The organism is Pedobacter sp. Bi27, assembly GCF_918698255.1.
In the GTDB taxonomy this organism is placed as follows: Bacteria; Bacteroidota; Bacteroidia; order Sphingobacteriales; family Sphingobacteriaceae; genus Pedobacter.
Map to the genome: position 1 here is coordinate 137,073 of NZ_CAKKMW010000004.1, position 18,178 is coordinate 155,250.

Annotated in this window: 16 protein-coding genes and 1 riboswitch; of the genes, 11 read left to right on the forward strand and 5 right to left on the reverse strand. The window is 38.3% G+C overall.

The features are described from left to right. Window positions 1-192: 192 nt before the first annotated feature. The gene (locus LQ227_RS14580; RefSeq protein WP_230140731.1) at window positions 193-963 is read left to right on the forward strand and encodes a queuosine precursor transporter; all 771 of its coding nucleotides are present in this window, start codon (window positions 193-195) and stop codon (window positions 961-963) included. 41 nt (window positions 964-1,004) lie between these two features. Further along, entirely contained in the window at window positions 1,005-1,454 is a 450-nt protein-coding gene (locus tag LQ227_RS14585; protein WP_230140733.1) for a hypothetical protein, read from the forward strand. Between the two features lie 78 nt (window positions 1,455-1,532). Here the strand turns inward: LQ227_RS14585 and LQ227_RS14590 are convergent, their stop codons facing one another. The 3 genes from LQ227_RS14590 to LQ227_RS14600 form a co-directional block, all read right to left on the reverse strand. Then, window positions 1,533-2,777, reverse strand: coding sequence for a homoserine dehydrogenase (locus tag LQ227_RS14590; RefSeq protein WP_230149782.1), 1,245 nt, complete (start codon window positions 2,775-2,777; stop codon window positions 1,533-1,535). 131 nt (window positions 2,778-2,908) lie between these two features. After that, window positions 2,909-4,006, reverse strand: a complete 1,098-nt coding sequence (gene metX / locus LQ227_RS14595; protein ID WP_230140737.1) for a homoserine O-acetyltransferase — start codon at window positions 4,004-4,006, stop codon at window positions 2,909-2,911. A 38-nt stretch (window positions 4,007-4,044) separates the two neighbouring features. After that, the gene (locus LQ227_RS14600; RefSeq protein WP_230149784.1) at window positions 4,045-5,376 is read right to left on the reverse strand and encodes an O-acetylhomoserine aminocarboxypropyltransferase/cysteine synthase family protein; all 1,332 of its coding nucleotides are present in this window, start codon (window positions 5,374-5,376) and stop codon (window positions 4,045-4,047) included. A 261-nt stretch (window positions 5,377-5,637) separates the two neighbouring features. Then, window positions 5,638-5,748: riboswitch (SAM riboswitch) on the reverse strand. A gap of 211 nt (window positions 5,749-5,959) precedes the next feature. Between LQ227_RS14600 and LQ227_RS14605 the strand changes: the two genes are divergently transcribed. Continuing rightward, complete coding sequence (locus LQ227_RS14605) at window positions 5,960-6,973, forward strand: hypothetical protein (RefSeq protein ID WP_230140748.1); 1,014 nt, start codon at window positions 5,960-5,962, stop codon at window positions 6,971-6,973. Window positions 6,974-7,097: 124 nt separating this feature from the next. Here LQ227_RS14605 and LQ227_RS14610 read toward each other — a convergent pair whose 3' ends face one another. Next, window positions 7,098-8,213: a PLP-dependent aspartate aminotransferase family protein gene (locus LQ227_RS14610; RefSeq protein WP_230140751.1), complete on the reverse strand. Its 1,116-nt coding sequence runs from the start codon at window positions 8,211-8,213 to the stop codon at window positions 7,098-7,100. Window positions 8,214-8,335: 122 nt separating this feature from the next. On the opposite strand from LQ227_RS14610, the gene LQ227_RS14615 reads away from it, so the two are divergent. From LQ227_RS14615 to LQ227_RS14630, 4 genes are all read left to right on the forward strand, one after another. Next, window positions 8,336-8,830 (forward strand): hypothetical protein, encoded by a 495-nt coding sequence (locus LQ227_RS14615; protein WP_055907819.1) that lies wholly within the window; start codon window positions 8,336-8,338, stop codon window positions 8,828-8,830. Between the two features lie 438 nt (window positions 8,831-9,268). Further along, window positions 9,269-10,462: an aminofutalosine synthase MqnE gene (gene mqnE, locus LQ227_RS14620; RefSeq protein ID WP_230140753.1), complete on the forward strand. Its 1,194-nt coding sequence runs from the start codon at window positions 9,269-9,271 to the stop codon at window positions 10,460-10,462. A 126-nt stretch (window positions 10,463-10,588) separates the two neighbouring features. After that, the gene (locus LQ227_RS14625) at window positions 10,589-11,212 is read left to right on the forward strand and encodes a histidine phosphatase family protein (protein ID WP_230140755.1); all 624 of its coding nucleotides are present in this window, start codon (window positions 10,589-10,591) and stop codon (window positions 11,210-11,212) included. A gap of 39 nt (window positions 11,213-11,251) precedes the next feature. Beyond that, on the forward strand, window positions 11,252-11,992 hold the full coding sequence (locus LQ227_RS14630) for a menaquinone biosynthetic enzyme MqnA/MqnD family protein (RefSeq protein WP_230140756.1): 741 nt from the start codon (window positions 11,252-11,254) through the stop codon (window positions 11,990-11,992). 124 nt (window positions 11,993-12,116) lie between these two features. Here the strand turns inward: LQ227_RS14630 and LQ227_RS14635 are convergent, their stop codons facing one another. Next, the gene (locus LQ227_RS14635) at window positions 12,117-12,431 is read right to left on the reverse strand and encodes an HPF/RaiA family ribosome-associated protein (protein ID WP_057935301.1); all 315 of its coding nucleotides are present in this window, start codon (window positions 12,429-12,431) and stop codon (window positions 12,117-12,119) included. Between the two features lie 580 nt (window positions 12,432-13,011). Between LQ227_RS14635 and mutS the strand changes: the two genes are divergently transcribed. The 4 genes from mutS (at window position 13,012) to LQ227_RS14655 (ending at window position 17,411) form a co-directional block, all read left to right on the forward strand. Continuing rightward, complete coding sequence (gene mutS, locus LQ227_RS14640; RefSeq protein ID WP_230149786.1) at window positions 13,012-15,624, forward strand: DNA mismatch repair protein MutS; 2,613 nt, start codon at window positions 13,012-13,014, stop codon at window positions 15,622-15,624. A gap of 86 nt (window positions 15,625-15,710) precedes the next feature. After that, a complete protein-coding gene (locus LQ227_RS14645) occupies window positions 15,711-16,208 on the forward strand; it encodes a C40 family peptidase (protein WP_230140760.1) in 498 nt (165 codons plus the stop codon). A 123-nt stretch (window positions 16,209-16,331) separates the two neighbouring features. Then, window positions 16,332-16,799, forward strand: a complete 468-nt coding sequence (locus LQ227_RS14650) for a TlpA disulfide reductase family protein (protein ID WP_230140762.1) — start codon at window positions 16,332-16,334, stop codon at window positions 16,797-16,799. 6 nt (window positions 16,800-16,805) lie between these two features. Beyond that, a complete protein-coding gene (locus LQ227_RS14655) occupies window positions 16,806-17,411 on the forward strand; it encodes a thioredoxin family protein (protein ID WP_230140764.1) in 606 nt (201 codons plus the stop codon). The last annotated feature ends 767 nt before the right edge of the window (window positions 17,412-18,178 follow it).

Below are 18,178 nucleotides of genomic sequence, written 5' to 3' on the forward strand. Positions count from 1 at the left end.
TTACCAGATTTTGTTAGCGCAAAGATTGGGAGATTTAATTTGTTAACCTATTTTTACCGTCGAACGATTGTAAAAATCATATTTTATTATTGAACGATTAAAGCGGGTGGCTGCGTAATCTTTGTGTTATCTCAGTTAAAAATACGATGATTGTTATACTAAATCTGCTATTTATTTCTAGATTTATAGTCTATGACTTTTAAGACAAAAGAAAGCCGTTTACTGCTCATTCTGGGTAGCTTTTTTGTAGCAAACGCTATATTATCAGAGTTTATTGGAGTTAAATTGTTCAGTGTTGAAGAAACGCTGGGCTTTAAAAAGTTCGATATAAATTTATTGGGTGTTCCGCATCTGTCCTTTGTAATGTCGGCAGGAGTATTAACCTGGCCGATTATTTTCATCATGACGGATATTATAAATGAATATTTTGGTGTTAAACAAGTTCGGTTCTTGTCTATTCTTACCGCCATATTAATTGCATTTGCCTTTCTGGTGGTTTGGGGATCGATGCATTTAACTGCCGCTGATTTCTGGGTGCATCAAAATATAAACGGAGAAGACCTCAATATGAATAATGCATTTGCAGGGATATTCGGGCAAGGGATGTGGATCATTGTAGGTTCGATCACGGCCTTTATTATCGGGCAAATGGTTGATGTATTGATCTTCCATAAGATAAAAAAAATAACAGGAGAGCGGGCACTTTGGTTACGCGCTACAGGTTCTACTTTAGTCTCTCAGTTTATTGATAGTTTTGTGGTGATTTTTATTGCATTTTATATAAATCCTCAATACCATTATAGCTGGCAACAAGTTTTTGCCATTGGCTTAGTAGGATATACCTATAAATTTATTGTGGCTATTTTAATGACCCCGATTTTATATATCGTACATGCCATAATTGATGGTTACTTAGGGAAAGACCTCGCACACAAGCTGATCAAAATGGCTGGCAGGGGATAAATATTTAAAACAAATAATAACCAAATTAATACATCCCATTTATGAGAAACATTTTAATGCTATTGGCAGTATTTTCATTATTTTCTTGTGTTAACAAAGATGCAGGCAAAAAAGGTTCAGACCTTGATATTCAGGGTACCTGGCAATTATTATCGGCTACAACCATCGAAAATGGAACTAGCCAAACAACGGATTATTCCGGCAAGCTGAAAATGATCAAGATGTTTAACGATACACATTTTGCATTTTTAAAACATAGCCTTAATCCTAAAGATACCAGCAGTTTTGATGCTGGTGGAGGAAGTTATGTATTGGATAAAGATGATTATACCGAGCATTTAGAATACTATAAAAACAAAGACTGGGAAGGCAAAACTTTTAAGTTTAAACTCGCTATCCATAAAGATACTTTGATTCAGAAAGGCATTGAGAAGGTAGAAAAAGCAGGGGTAGACCGGGTGATTATCGAAAAATACATTAAGGTAAAGTAATTAACGCAAAAGGTCGGACTCGCTCCGACCTTTGTGCTTAACAACAAAACAAATAAAAAAATTAACCTTAAAAATAAATTATAGGCTTGCCAATTCCTGGGCAAATACATTTTCACTCAATTGCTCCTGTTTGTATATCTGTCTGCCTGTGTAAGCCACAAAAACAGATTCATCCAAAAGCAAGTCGCGGTTCTTAATTAAACTTTCTAGCTTAACTGTTCCAACCACATATTTATAGCTGTTTGCAGCATAACGTTCGCTGATGTTGTCAAATTCCAACAGTGTAATCAGATCTTCATCTGCATAACGCAGGTAAATCTCCAATAAAATTTCTTCCGTATGTTTTACACCATTTTCTGAGTGGTATTTTTTGTACTCGTAACGGTAATCGTAACGCAAGGCCGCAATATCAGAAAGTACAGCAGCACCCGTAGGGTGGCCTCCAGCACCTTTACCATAGAAAAACTGTTTATCAGCAAAAGCCGCCTGAACTGCAACTGCATTGTATTCATTTTCTACGTTGTAAAGGAAATCATCTTTAGCTACCAGTTTTGGCAGTACATAAGTTACAATATCTTTTGTATTCACTTTACGTGCCGTAGGAACCAATTTAATTTTAAAGTTTTTCTCACGCGCATATTTAATGTCGTGCTTAGAAAGGTTCTGTATGCCAATGTTTAAAATGGCATCTGGATTTACAAATAAACCATATGCGTGTGCTGTAGCAATAGCCAGTTTATATTTTGGATCGTAGCCTCCCACATCCAAAATCGGGTCGGTTTCTGCGAAACCTAAATCTTGTGCTTCTTTTAAAGCCGAGTCGTAACTTTGGTTCTCATTAAATATTTTCGACAAAATGTAATTAGATGAGCCATTAAAAATTCCACTCAAAGCATGGAATAATTCATTGTCGTAATACTCTTCCAGGTTACGGATAATTGGAATACTGCCGCAAACGGCTCCTTCGTACAATAAAGAAGTACCATGTTCTTGTTGTAAATCTACCAGCTCTTTTAAGTGCGTGGCGATCATTTTTTTATTGGCAGATACTACATTTTTACCGTTTTTTAATGCAGTGGTTACAATTTCGTAAGCAGCATCAGCATCATTAATTAATTCTACAATTGTATTGATCTCTGTATTGTTCAGTATTTCGTTGCGATCAGTGGTAAACAGATCTTTATTAAGGGTACGCTTCTTTCTTGGGTCTTTTATTGCAATTTTAATGATCTCCAGATTCAGGTTCTGGCTTTGGATAATATCCAATAAACCTTGTCCTACAACACCGAAACCAAATAAACCGATTTTTAAATTCTTACTCATTTTTTTTAAGTGATTACACAGATAAATGGATTACACCGATATAGCTGTTCTTATTTTGTGATTTATTTTAAATTTTATTATGGTATCCGGTTTTTCACCTTCAACCTTTACACCCTCTACCTTCTACCTTTCTAAGCGGTATGCTGTAGTTTGATTATTTTTTTATTCCGGCTTTCCTTGATGAAGTTTCCAATTACCTTAGTCAAGGCATCTGTTTCGATTAAAAATCCATCGTGACCATAATCTGAGTGTAAGGCACTAAATTCCGCGCCTAGGATATGATCGGCCAGGTATTTTTGCTCCGATAAAGGAAACAAAACGTCATTTTCTATCCCGATTACCAAAGTATTTGCCGTAATTAATTTTAGTGCATCAGAAATGCTTTTGCGGTTACGGCCAACATTGTGGCTGTCCATGGCTTTGGTTAAATAATAATAACTGTAAGCGTTAAAGCGATTAATCAGTTTTTCTCCCTGATAGTTCTGATAAGAAGAGGATCTGAAATTGTCGGTTTTATCGTTTACGCTTTCTACCTGTGTACTGCCGTAAGCACTATAGGTTCTATAACTTAAAAGTGCAATGCTACGGGCTGTTTTTAAACCTTTGCTGCCACCGTTGGGCTGGTTGGCATAAAAAGTTCTATCGGTAGTAATGGCCAAACGCTGACTTTCGTTAAATGCAATTCCCCATGGAGAATGTGTTGCATTAGTGGCAATCAGGATCAGGTTTTCGATTTTATTCGGCTCCGAAATGCTCCACTCAACAGCCTGTTGTCCGCCTAAAGAACCTCCAATTAATAATTTAATATAATCAATGCCTAAATGCGAAGCCAATAATTGGTGTGCTGATACTAAATCGCGGATGGTAAACTGTGGAAACGAAAGGTAATAAGGTAAGCCTGTTACGGGGTTAGTACTTAATGGGTTTGTGCTACCGTAATGCGAGCCTAAAACATTAGCGCAAACGATATAATGCTCTTCAGGATTGAACAAAGCATTTTCACCGAACAAACCTTCCCACCATTCAAAAACATCAGCATTGGCGGTAAGTGCATGACAAACCCAAATCACATTATCTTTATTCGCATTTAATTTGCCATAAGTTTGATAAGCAACTTGCAGGTTACGGATCTTTTTTCCGCTCTCTAATTTAAACTGTTTGTTATAACTATATGTTGATGCAAAATTCCCTGAAGTGGATTTTACATTATCGTTTTTACTGTTATGCATTTTGTAATGTTGTTGTTGTTAAAAAGCCCCTAAGGGGTTTAGGCTTGTAAATTCTCTGCCGGAACTGTAGCATTAATGGTTGCAAATGCCTGTTCGAAATCGGCTTTGATATCATCAATATGCTCAATGCCTACTGAAACCCTCAGCGCGTTCGGTTTAACACCGGCAGCTAATTGTTCTGTTTCGCTCAATTGCTGGTGTGTTGTGGCAGAAGGCTGAATGATCAGCGTTTTTGCATCACCCACATTGGCCAGGTGCGATACCAGTTTTAAGTTATCAATTACCTGTGTTGCGTTTTCTTTGCTTCCAGCCAATTCGAAAGATAAAACCGCACCAAAACCATTGCTTAAATATTTTTTAGCCAGGTTGTTATATTTACTGCTGGCTAAGCCAGGGTACTGAACTTCTTTAACTAATGGATGGTTTTCTAACCAGGTTGCTAATTCTAGAGCATTATCTACATGGCGTTGAACGCGGAGTGATAAAGTTTCCAATCCTTGTAATAATAGAAAAGAATTGAAAGGCGATAGGGCAGGTCCCAGATCTCTTAATCCTTCTACACGGGCACGGATAATAAACTGGATATTGCCAAATGGTCCGCCGATACCAAAAACATCGCTGAAAACCAAACCATGATAACCTTCTGAAGGCTCAGAGAATTGAGGGAATTTCCCATTGCCCCAGTTGTAATTTCCACCGTCAACGATAACGCCCCCAATACTTGTGCCATGGCCACCGATCCATTTCGTTGCAGATTCTACAACAATGTTAGCGCCATGCTCCAATGGTTTAAACAAATAACCCCCAGCGCCAAAAGTATTGTCGACCACTAAAGGTAGATCGTATTTTTTTGCAATTGCGGCAATTTTTTCGAAATCAGGCACACTAAATGCAGGATTACCGATGGTTTCCAAAAAGATTGCTTTGGTTTTATCGGTAATTTTGCTTTCAAATTCTTCAGGTATATCTGGATTGGCAAAATCGACATGAATACCCAAGCGCTTAAAAGCTACTTTGAATTGATTATAGGTTCCTCCGTAAATGTGAGATGAAGAAACGATGCTATCACCAGCCTCCAATATGTTATTTAACGCTATAAATTGAGCGGCTTGCCCCGATGCGACTGCCAAAGCAGCTACACCACCTTCTAAAGCGGCAATACGTTTTTCGAAAACATCGTTGGTAGGATTCATGATCCTGGTGTAGATATTGCCAAACTCTTTTAATGCAAATAAGTTAGCCCCATGTTCGGCATTTTTAAATCCATAAGAAGTGGTTTGGTAAATGGGAACAGCCCTTGAGCCTGTTGTTGGATCTATTTCCTGACCAGCGTGTAATTGTAAAGTTTCAAATTTATATGATGTTGACATAATTTCTATTTTTTAGTTGATGTGATTAGATAACAGAATTAGGATCATCCTAAAACCTAGCAGGGCGTATCCCGGTTTCCCGGGACCTTCCAATTTGAAAGAAACAAAAAAGGAAGATTTTTAAATTACTGTATGCAACAGCACATACAAGTAAACGCACGCATATCACAACTAATAAAAAAAATAGAAGTTTGTTCTACCTTTTTAAGGTTTGCACTGGGCTCGCTTAGCGATTGAAGATTTAATGTTTTCATCAGTTCTAATTTATATCTCCAAATAACACCATGTTATCCGGTCAGGAATTGGCACCTTCTCTTTCTGAGGGTTGCCAGTGGGTCATCGAGCCAGTCTCTCGCCACTTCTTTATAAATCAACCCGTGAAGATTGACTTTTATTTAGCTATCTGCCAAATAATATTCCAAATGTCTGAATTTAATTTTAATCCACAAAATAAAATTTTGAAATTACATTAACTCGCTGAAAATGAATTGCGTATTTTTATGATGCAATGACAATCTGAAACTTTAATACTGAATTAACGCTTAAAATTCTAAGTTTGTGGTACCTATCTAAATTAATTATGATGAAAAATACAAAATCCCTATGTTTAGGCCTGTTGTTTACTATCGCAGGTTTAAATAATGTAAACGCTCAATTTGGAGGCTTAAAAGATAAATTATTAAAAGTGGGCACTGCCCAGGGCGCGAAAGCTTTAGGCGTAGACAAATTTTTAAAACAACCTGCTGCTATTACCACTAATTTTGAAGACGTAAATAGAGAGGGCGAAAAGCTGCCTGATTTTATTAATTCATTAAATTTAAAAGCCCAGCCCTTGTATTTACTGCCTAAAAATCCAGATGGTGGTTTTGTGCTTTGCGAGGGGCTTTATGAAATGACCAATAAAAGTTATTGTCTAAAAGCCGGAACTTTCGCCCCATCAAAGGGTGATGGTTACATGTTTGCACCCGTTTTAGGCCCTAAAGAAGAAATTGTGGTTGCTATACTGAAAAGCGCTGAGAAACATCCTGATGTAGATCAACACGATATTCAGGCATTATTATGGACTATTATTGCAAGAACAAAATTTGCTGATTTTAATGGACAGGTTAAAGTAACTGCCATTAAATTGTTAACGCCAAAACAACTTACACAATTAGAAGGTGGTGCTTTAGGTGTTTTGCCTTTCGATGTAATGGAGAAGGCTAAAGACCAGCTGCCGTCAGGGGTGAGAGCTGTTTTTGAAGCAGAAAATAATATCCGTCAACTGGTGTCGTCTGGAAATTATACTTATGCCGATATGGAAAAATATGCAATTATAGCGGGTATGGCGCCACCAAGAAGCGATGTGCCAAGTGGTATCTGGACCAAACACCCTGATGGTTATTATGTGCGTTATTTTCCTTCTGGTTATTCGATTACAAAGGTACAGGTTTATGTACCTAAAGAATTATTAGCCGGTGGTACAAAATTAATATATGATGCTGCTGGTGACATTGCCTGCCCGGCTAATACAGGTTCGCAACGTCTGGCACAAACAAATGAGCCATTAGAAGCAAATTATTCACTTAAATTGACTACGATTTGTAATCCGAAATAGATTTCAAAACAAATATTCGTCATTGCGAGAAGGAACGACGAAGCAATCTTAAAGCGCACGATAGTAGCGATCGTTGTAAGATTGCTTCGTCGGCTGAAAAAGCCTTCTCGCAATGACGATTTTTTTAACCCAGTGCCTGCGCCAAATCGGCTATAATATCGTCTACATGCTCTAAGCCTACAGAAATACGGAGTAAATTTTTTGGTGTTTTACTATCGGGGCCTTCTACCGAATAACGATGTTCGATTAAACTCTCTACACCTCCTAAACTGGTCGCTTGTGCAAATAACTGAACCTTATTTGCCACTTTGTGAGCCGCTTCAACATCTCCCTTAACCAGGAACGACATCATTCCACCAAAATCTTTCATTTGTTTCTTTGCAATTTCGTGCTGAGGGTGACTTTCCAAACCCGGATAAAAAACAGCTTCAACATTCTGATGTTTGTTTAAATAGTCGGCTATGATTTTTCCATTTTCACAGTGGCCTTTCATGCGATAAGCCAGTGTTTTAATGCTTCTGGTTAACAGAAAACAATCAAAGGGAGAAGGCACCGCTCCACCCGTTTGCTGAATGTTTTTGATTTTCTCCCACAACTCATCTTTTTTCGCCGTTACCAGAATCCCGCCAAGTACATCGCTATGGCCACCCAGGTATTTGGTACTGCTATGCATCACAATATCAGCACCCAGTAAAATCGGGTTTTGTAAAATAGGCGAAGCAAAGGTGCTGTCGCAGGCCATTGTAATGTTTTTAGCTTTAGCTATTTTGGCAATTTGTTCGATATCGGTAATCTTTAATAATGGATTGGATGGGGTTTCGGTCCAGATCAATTTGGTGTTAGGTTTGATGCTCGATTTTATCAGATTTAAATCAGTCTGATCAATAAAATCAAATTCCAAACTATCGTTAAAAATCGTAAGAAGCTGTTTTTTAATACCCCAATACATATCATCAGGCGCAATAATGTGGCTGCCAGGTTTCAAAGCCTGAAACAAAACCATACCACAGGTATTGCCCGAAGAAAAAGCAGCAGCATCTTCGCCATATTCTAATTTGGCTACAGTGTTTTCTAAAGCAGACCGGTTTGGATTGCTTACCCTGCTATACATATGCCCTCCGGGATAACCTCCATCTTCGTCGCGAAAAAAAGTTGTCGATAGATTAATAGGTAGGGTAACATCGCCGGTAATGCTTTTTACAAGATTAGAAGCGTGAATAGCAAGGGTTTCGGGTTTCATGATAATTGATTTTGATCGAAGTGATATGGTGATGCAATTTAATAATTTGGCGCTAATTTAAGGTTCGTAATGGTTTTGGCAAGATTTATGTAACAAGTTTGACGAAATTAAATTAAACAAAAATGAAAAGATTATTTATAGCTATCGCAATAGCATGTTCTACTTTAGTAATGTTACAAAGTTGTAATACTGCAAAAAGAGTAACTGCAGGTGTAACAGGTAGCAGAGGTACAGTTGTGCGCGAATGGGTAGTGAGTAATGTAGCTTTAGAAGGATTACCTGATGGCGCTGTTCAAGGTTTATTTGGAGAGAAATCTTACAAATGTTTTCAGGGAAGTACATGGAACTTAACCAATAGCGGTAATGGTTCTTACACGTTACCAGCATCAAGTGCTTGTGGTTCGGTAATGCAGACTATTTTCTGGTCGGCAGCACCTAAAGATCAAACCTTTCAGTTTAAGAAAATATTTGAAGGGGATAAAGCTAAAAACGTAACAGAAGGTTACCGTTTAGTATTAACTGATCTTTCCAGCACACAAATGATCTTGAAATCGCCGATTGAATTTGGTGGTAAAACTGCAAACATCGTTTTAACGTTTGTACCTGCAGCAAGATAGTTAGCTAAAAAATATCAACCTGTGAAAAACATATAAAGCACTTCTGAAAAGAGGTGCTTTTTTTGTTTGCCATCTTTTAGGATTGCCACGGAAACACGGATTTACACGGAGTTTCTTAGACTCTTTTATAGTAGGTTTTAACCACAGATAACACAGATATAAATTAGAATCAGGTTTTGTCTTACATATCTGGCCGTCAAGCGGGGTAACATCAGTTTATACGGAAGTTTGACAGTTATTTTTCCGTGACTTCCGTGTTTCCGTGGCTAATATTAACGCCTACAGCTAAGCTCACTTAAAAAAGCAATCAATATCTGTATTTATCTGTGTTCATTTGTGGTTAATAATCAAGGACAACATTCAAAAATCGCGGTTTGTTACAAGAAAATGATTTTCAAATCGCCTCATTATTGTATTTTTGTTCAAAATAAATCAGGAATGAACACAACTGAGCAAGTTGAAAAAATATTAGCTGATACCAATTTATCAACTGAATTACAAAACATAGCACACAAAGTCCTTCATGGAGAACGTATTACCTTTGATGAAGGCGTTTATTTGTACGAACATGCAGAACTGGGTTACCTTGGTGTTCTGGCAAATTTTATCCGCGAACAAAAACACGGTGATAAAACTTATTTCAACCGGAACTTCCATTTAGAACCTACCAATCTATGCGTTTACGACTGCAAATTTTGCTCGTACTCCCGTTTAATTAAACAAAAAGAAGAAGGCTGGGCCTTAACGATGGAGCAGATGCTCGATATCGTTAAAAAATATGATGGCGAACCTGTAACAGAAGTGCATATTGTAGGTGGGGTACTTCCTCAATACGATGTGGCCTTTTATTCTGCTTTATTTACCGCTATTAAACAGCACCGCCCTGATTTGCACGTGAAGGCATTAACGCCTGTGGAGTACCATTATATCTTTAAGAAAGCCAAAATCGACTACGCAACGGGTATGCGTTTGATGAAAGAGGCCGGACTAGAATCAATACCAGGTGGAGGGGCAGAGATTTTTCACCCTGAAATCAGAGAGCAGATTGCTAAAGATAAATGTACTGGTCAGCAATGGCTTGATATTCACGAAGAATGGCACAAACTTGGTATGCGTAGTAATGCGACCATGCTTTATGGTCATATCGAAAAATATTGGCACCGGGTAGATCATATGGAGAAATTACGTGAATTGCAGGATCGCACAGGTGGTTTTCAGACTTTTATTCCGCTAAAATTCAGAAATCAACATAATCAGATGAGCAATGTGCCTGAAACTTCAGTGATTGAAGACTTAAGGAATTATGCCATCGCCCGTATTTACATGGACAATTTCGATCATATTAAAGCCTATTGGGCAATGATCAGTCGTGAAACAGCTCAGTTATCCTTAAATTATGGTGTTGATGATATAGACGGAACCTTGGATGATACCACAAAAATATATTCAATGGCCGGAGCCGAAGAGCAAACACCCGCAATGAGCACCAAAGAGCTGGTGAATCTGATTAAACAAGTGGGCAGAAAAGCAATAGAACGCGATACTTTATATAATGTGGTTACCGATTTCGAGCACGTCGTTTTCGAAGAAGAAAAGAAACCTCAATATTATAAGCTGCCCGTTGTTAATTAATAATCGAATGAAAGAATGAGAGATTGAGTGAATGTGATAGGCAACTCGGTATTTGATCATTCAAAACTCAATCATTCAATAATTAAACAATCAATAACTCAATCATTCAAAATTCAATCATTATTGATGAAGGAAATATACATTATACGCCACGGCGAAACGGAACTTAACAGACAAGGCATAGTACAGGGCAGAGGTATAAATTCTGACTTAAATGATTTAGGTAGGGCGCAGGCAGAAGCTTTTTACCAAACCTATAAAAATGTACCTTTTGATAAGATTTATACTTCGGATTTAAAACGTACCTGGCAAACCGTCCAGAAGTTTATTGATTTGGGATTACCCTGGGAAAAACTTTCGGGCTTAGACGAATTGGCCTGGGGCGTTTGGGAAGGAAAACCGAATACAGAAGATGCACGTGATGCATTCCGTGAGATGCTGCAGAGCTGGCAGGATGGTGATTATACAGCACATTTCGAGGGTGGCGAGAGCGTTCAGGATGTTTACGAACGCTTAAAACAGCCGATGGAAGTTTTGATGAGCAGACCTGAAGAAAAAACAGTTTTACTTTGCATGCATGGTAGAGCGATGCGCGTTTTCTTGTGTTTATTGTTAGGCAAACCGCTGAGCGAAATGACTGAGTTTCCACATCAAAATACGGTGCTTTACAAAATGGGATTCGAAGATGGAAAATTTACGGTTCTTGAGTTTAACAGTGCCCTTCATTTAGACGGTTTAGTAATTGAATAATTCGCTTAACGCCAAACGTGAAGCGCAAAACATAACACCTTGAATAAGATTAAAATATCGGCCGTTGCCTATACCAATACCAAAGCTTTTATATACGGATTAGAACATTCGGACATTATAAATAAAATTGATTTAAGTTTAGATATTCCTTCAGATTGCGCAGCTAAAGTAATTAACGGTCAGGTTGATATCGGTTTAATGCCTGTAGCAGCTATCCCCTTGGTTCCAAATGCCAATATTGTTGCCGATTATTGTATTGGAAGTGATGGTAGTGTAAATTCTGTATTCATTTTTAGTGAAGTTCCTGCCCATGAAATTAAAACGGTAAGACTGGATACCCACTCGCGCACCTCAAACAATTTAGCCAAAGTATTGCTTAAGTTCCATTGGAAAAAAGAAGTGGAGTTTACTACAGATCCTGCTGCAAAAACCGATGCTTTTGTTTTAATAGGCGATAGAACCTTTGGAAAAAAAGAAGACTTTGCCTACGCTTATGATATGGGTGAGGAGTGGAAAAACTTTACCGGATTACCCTTTATGTATGCTGCCTGGGTAGCAAATAAAGAAGTCTCACAAGAATTTAAGGCTGAATTTAATGCCGCTTTAAAATTTGGTTTAGCGCATAGAAAAGAAGTTTTACAGGAATTACCTGAAGTGCCGAATTTCGACCTGGAAGATTACCTGTACCACAAACTTCAATTTGATGTTACCGATGATAGAAAGAAAGCTTTAAATCTGTTTTTGGGATATATTGAAGAACTGAAAAAAGTAAGTATATAAATTAAATCGTCATTCCCAACCTGATTGGGAATCTTAATGCATTGCTACGACTGCTTTAAGATTAGCTTCGCTGAGCACTGCGTGGTTCCCGCCTACGCGGGAATGACGCCCACGCTAAATAAATTTAATGCGCTTTCATCTTTCCAGCCACTTTTTCGAGTGTACTTTTTAATTTTGTTAAAGCACCTGTAATAGCCAAATCGTAGGTATTACCCATATTGGTAACGGCTATAGGGTCTTTTCCAGTTATTCTGGCCTCTAATAAACATCTTTTGTCATCTAAGCCATCTTTACTGCCGTTTTCATCAGATAGATGAACTTCTAAGCGCGTAATTAGATCGCTGTATCTGCTCAAACCTTCATTTAACTGTGTCTGGATTTTTTCGTCGTATTCTTGGTGTATGGTTAAATTTTTGTCGGTATTCAATTGGATCGTCATAATTAAAAATATTAGTTATTAATTTATATTAATGTAACACACAACTGTGAGAAACGTTTTTGAATAATGGTTAATTGTTGAAACTGTTTAAATCGGTTAACTGTTGAAGAAAGAAAACTATGATGCAAAGGGTTAAAACAGACCGTTGTAACTAAATCTGTTAGGAGCGAACACGAGTGTAACGATTAAAGCGGATAACAGGACCTGCACAACCCGAAATGCACAGAACCCTTGTTTAATTGTATAAAACGGTTAACTGTTGAAGAAAGAAAACTATGATGCAAAGGGTTAAAACAGACCATGGTACCTAAACCTGATTGACGCGGTAGCTCCCGATTGAAAAGAGGGACTACAAGCAAAAAGCAGGGCCACAGCCCCCCCCAAACGTACAGAACCCTTAATTTTCAAATGGTGGGGAATCGTTTAAATTGTATAAACTGGTTAACTGGCATACCTTCCAAATAGCAGATTTAAATTTTTAAGCGGTTAAACAAACTAACAATCTTTTAACTTTTCAACAAAACAGCTGTAAAATGCTTATTCGTGTTATCTTTATGGCTTTTGTAAATTAATTTCAGTTTTGGCTAAAGACACGAATAAAGAAACCCCGTTAATGCAGCAGTACAACGCAATTAAAGCGAAGTATCCGGGCGCACTTTTACTATTTAGGGTTGGCGATTTTTATGAAACCTTTGGCGAAGATGCCATTAAAACGGCACAGATATTAGGCATCGTATTAACCAGAAGAGGTACCGGACCCAATGGCGGTGCTTTAGAACTGGCTGGTTTTCCGCATCACTCGTTAGATAATTATTTATCCAAACTGGTGCGGGCAGGACAACGGGTAGCCATTTGCGATCAGCTGGAAGACCCTAAAACCACAAAAACCATTGTTAAACGTGGTGTAACAGAATTGGTTACGCCTGGAGTAGCTTACGGTGATAATATTGTAAACCAAAAATCGAACAATTTCCTGGCCTGTGTTTTCTTTGATAAGACACAACTGGGCGTTTCATTTTTAGATATATCGACAGGTGAATTCTTAATTGCGCAGGGCAACAGCGATTATATTGACAAACTTTTGCAAGGCTTTAAGCCAACAGAAGTTATTTTTCAGAAATCGAAACGACAGGCATTTACAGAGCACTTCGGCGACCGTTTTTACACTTTTGGTTTAGACGAATGGCCTTTTACCACTGATTTTGGGAACGAAACCCTGATGAAACACTTTGAAGTTTCTTCGTTAAAAGGTTTTGGTGTTGAGCGTTTGCAGAGCGGAATTGTTGCTGCTGGTGTAATTCTACACTATTTGGGCGAAACTGAGCATCGTAATTTACAGCACATCAGCTCGATCGGCCGCATTGAGGAAGACCGTTACATGTGGTTAGACCGTTTCACCATCCGTAACCTCGAATTGGTGAATTCGCCTAATGACAATGCCGTAACCTTGTTCGATATTCTGGATCATACTTGTACGCCAATGGGCGCACGTTTGTTGCAAAAGTGGATCATTATGCCATTAAAAGAATTGAAGCCAATCCAGGAACGACTTGGAATGGTGGAGTATTTTGTAAAACATGAAGAATTACAAGGCGAATTTTTAAATAACATTAAACAGATTGGTGATTTAGAAAGACTCATTTCTAAAGTAGGCCTTCAACGTGTTGGTCCGAGAGAATTGGTTGCTTTAAAACGTGCGCTTTACCATATTGAGGCGGTTAAAAAACTAGCTGCCGAGTCTAAAAATCCATTCCTGATTAAAATAGCAGATCAGTTAAATCCGTGTTTGACCATTAGGGAGAGAATTGAAAGGGAATTACAGCCCGAACCACCAGCTTTGCTGATTAAAGGAAATGTAATTGCAGACGGAATTGATGAAGATTTAGACCGCTTGCGTAAAATTGCTTTTGGTGGTAAAGATTATCTGGTTCAGATACAAAAACGTGAAGCAGAAGCAACGGGTATCCCATCGTTAAAAATTGCCTTTAATAATGTTTTCGGCTATTATTTAGAAGTTACCCATACCCATAAAGATAAAGTACCAGCGGGCTGGATCCGTAAACAAACACTGGTAAATGCAGAACGTTACATTACACCGGAGCTTAAAGAATACGAAGATCAGATTTTGGGGGCGGAAGAGAAGATACAGGCTATCGAAATCCGTTTGTACAACGAACTGATGTACGAAACAGCCAGTTACATCAAACCGATCCAACTCGATTCGTTTTTAATTGCACAGCTTGATTGTTTATTGTGTTTCGCACAGTTAGCGGCTAAAAACCATTATAACAAGCCAAAAGTTACCGAGAATAAAGTGCTTGATATTAAAGGTGGCCGTCACCCGGTAATTGAAAAACAACTGCCTGTTGGAGAAGAATACATTACCAATGATGTATATCTCGACACGGAAAGTCAGCAGATTATTATGATTACCGGCCCCAACATGGCGGGTAAGTCGGCCATTTTAAGGCAAACGGCACTGATTGTACTGATGGCGCAAATGGGTTCTTTTGTTCCCGCTAAAGATGCTGAAGTTGGTATTGTAGATAAGATTTTTACCCGGGTAGGTGCATCTGATAATATTTCTTCAGGAGAAAGTACGTTTATGGTCGAAATGAATGAAACGGCCAGTATCCTGAACAACATTTCGGACGACAGTTTAATCTTACTCGATGAGATTGGGCGCGGAACAAGTACCTACGATGGTATTTCAATCGCCTGGGCCATAGCCGAGTTTTTGCATCAGCATCCAACTGCCAGACCAAAAACCTTATTTGCTACGCATTACCATGAGTTAAATGAATTGGCCAATACCATGCCGCGCATTAAAAACTTTAATGTATCGGTAAAAGAAATGACCAATAAGGTAATCTTTTTACGGAAACTCGTTCCCGGTGGTAGCGAACATAGTTTTGGTATACACGTTGCGAAAATGGCCGGTATGCCAACAAAACTAATTGGCCGTGCGAATGAGATATTGAAAAAACTGGAAATAGATCGTACAGAAGGGCAAAGTATAAAAGACAGCATTAAAAAAGTGCAGAACCAGGCTTATCAGCTACAGATGTTTGCCATCGATGATCCTGTTCTGGTTAAAATCCGCGATACATTGAATAATTTGGATGTAAACGCATTAACACCTGTTGAAGCTTTATTGAAACTGGACGAAATACAACGATTAATCAAGAATTAGGACATTAACCACAGATAAAAAGGATGAACACAGATGTTGGTATTGTAAATATCTAAATGAATGTGTAGTCAAAGGAATTAAAAGTTATGATAAAAACTAAATATGCTTTTTCTTTAATTTTGGTTCTCTCTATCCTTATAACTTCATGCGGTACCCGTAAGTATACTGTTAAAAGTGATACAAAGGCTTCGAAAGCCGCAGATGCAATGGCAAATTTACAAAGCAAACCGCTTTATCGTTTCATTACCGACTGGACAGGTGTAAAATATCGTTTTGGAGGTTTAGATAAAGGCGGTATCGATTGTTCTGGTTTTGCTTTTTTATTGGAGAAAGAAATTTATGGGGTTACACTTCCGCGTATTTCACGCGAGCAAGCCAATGTGGTGAAGCGTAAAAATATCGATAATTTAAAGGAAGGAGATCTGGTATTTTTCTCTTTTGGCGGCAACGATGTAGATCATGTAGGGGTATACCTCAACAATGGTTTTTTTGTGCACGCAAGCACTACCAGAGGCGTAATTGTTGATGATTTAACACTTCCAGCTTATCAACGTGTATTGGTTAAATTGGGATCGGTGAATTAGTTTCTTACTGTCATTCTGAACGCAGTGAAGAATCTTTAATTTAAAGTGAAGAAAAGATTCTTCGCTTTGCTCAGGATGACAAACAATGATAAAACAATCCCCATTAAATTTCGTTATTCATTTATGCGTATATTTTTCATAATCTGCTTATCTTTAATTACTTATTGTGCTACAGCACAGGTAACATTGCTCAAACTGGATGAGTTGGATAAACGCATTGCCAATGGAAAAGATACAACTTATGTAATCAATTTCTGGGCTACCTGGTGTTTACCATGTGTGGCTGAGTTGCCGAATTTCGAGAAATTACGTTTAGCCAATTTAAAAAAGCCCGTTAAGGTGCTTTTAGTGAGTTTAGATTTCAAGTCAAAACTACAAAAGGAAGTGATTCCATTTGTGTTGAACAATAAAATTAATGCTGAGGTATTTCTTTTAAACGAGCCCGATCAGCAAGCGTATATTGAACGGGTAGACAAAAAATGGTCGGGTGCTATTCCTGCTACATTATTTGTAAACAAGAAAGCAAGACGCTTTTACGAAAAAGAATTTACAGAAACTGAACTGAAAAATACTTTGTTAAACTTTAAATAGATCGTTATGAAAAGATTGATTTTAATGGCTTTTATGCTGATTTCAGGAGTCGCATTTGCCCAGACTGAAGGTTATAAAGTGGGCGATGTAGTAAAAGATTTCTCGCTGAAAAACGTAAATAACAAAATGGTTGCCTTGGCCGATTATAAGGATGCAAAGGGCTATATTGTAATTTTCACCTGTAATACCTGCCCAGTGGCAAAAGCTTATCAGGAGCGTATCTCGGCCTTAAATGCAACTTATGCCGCAAAAGGTTATCCTGTTGTGGCCATTAATCCAAACGATGCTGGAGCCGTTCCAGATGAAAGTTTCCAAAAAATGCAAGCGCTGGCTTCAGAGAAGAAATTCAATTTCCCTTATCTGTTAGATCCTGACCATGTGGTAACCAAACAGTTTGGCGCTACCAGAACACCCCATGTGTTTGTGCTGAACAAAACCGGTAAAGGAAATGTGGTTGAGTACATTGGTGCCATAGATAACGATCCTGAAGAAGCAAACAGTACAAAAGTGGAGTATGTTAAAAATGCAGTTAACGAATTATCTATCGGTAAAAAGCCTGCAATTGCATCAACTAAAGCTGTTGGCTGTGGAATAAAATGGAAAAAAGGCTAAACAAAAAGGTTGTATCAAATATAGATTTGTTATCCTGAGAGGCCAGTTTTTCAGCAAAAAACAAAGTTGTGAGGTTACAGGTAAGAAAATCGTCATCTCGACCGCAGTGGAGAGATCTTTTAACATAGTCCAAAGATCACTCCTTCCAAGGAATCGAAGTGCAAGCGCTTTAAGATTCTCGCGTATGCCTATCGTGTGGACACATCTTCTGTTAACTCTATATATGTTTTTTTAGTACATTTCATTGAGGTGGTCATCATGCCGTCCCGAATGTCCGGGATCAGCATCTTTCCAGCTATAAAGGGGCATTTATTTCGAAAAAACATTAAACTAAGCAAACATAGTCTTTTCCGCTCTTTGCCGCGGGGCATGGTACTTTGGAGCGCCAAAGTACCCAAAGCGCTTTGTCAATCCGGCAATGTGGCTCCTCACCCCCCAAGCTCATCAAAAAACAGCGGCACTTCGTTTTGTGTTTCAATATTCTTAAAACTTTAAATTAGCTTTATAAACACAAAACCACTGCGTTTTAGGTTTGGTAGTGCTATTTTGTTCTATTCTGCACCTGTTTTTTGATTTCCTGCCACTTGGGATTGACAGACGTTCTTCTGTAAAACCTGTGTATTATTAAAGAAGGCCAGCATAACGTCGAAAAACCCACACATATAAAGATGTGTCCACACTATAGCCCTGCGCGGGAAAGACGACCACGCTGTTACGACTGTCATTGATAACCTGTTGAAAGGCCATTACAATATGCTTTGAGGTGT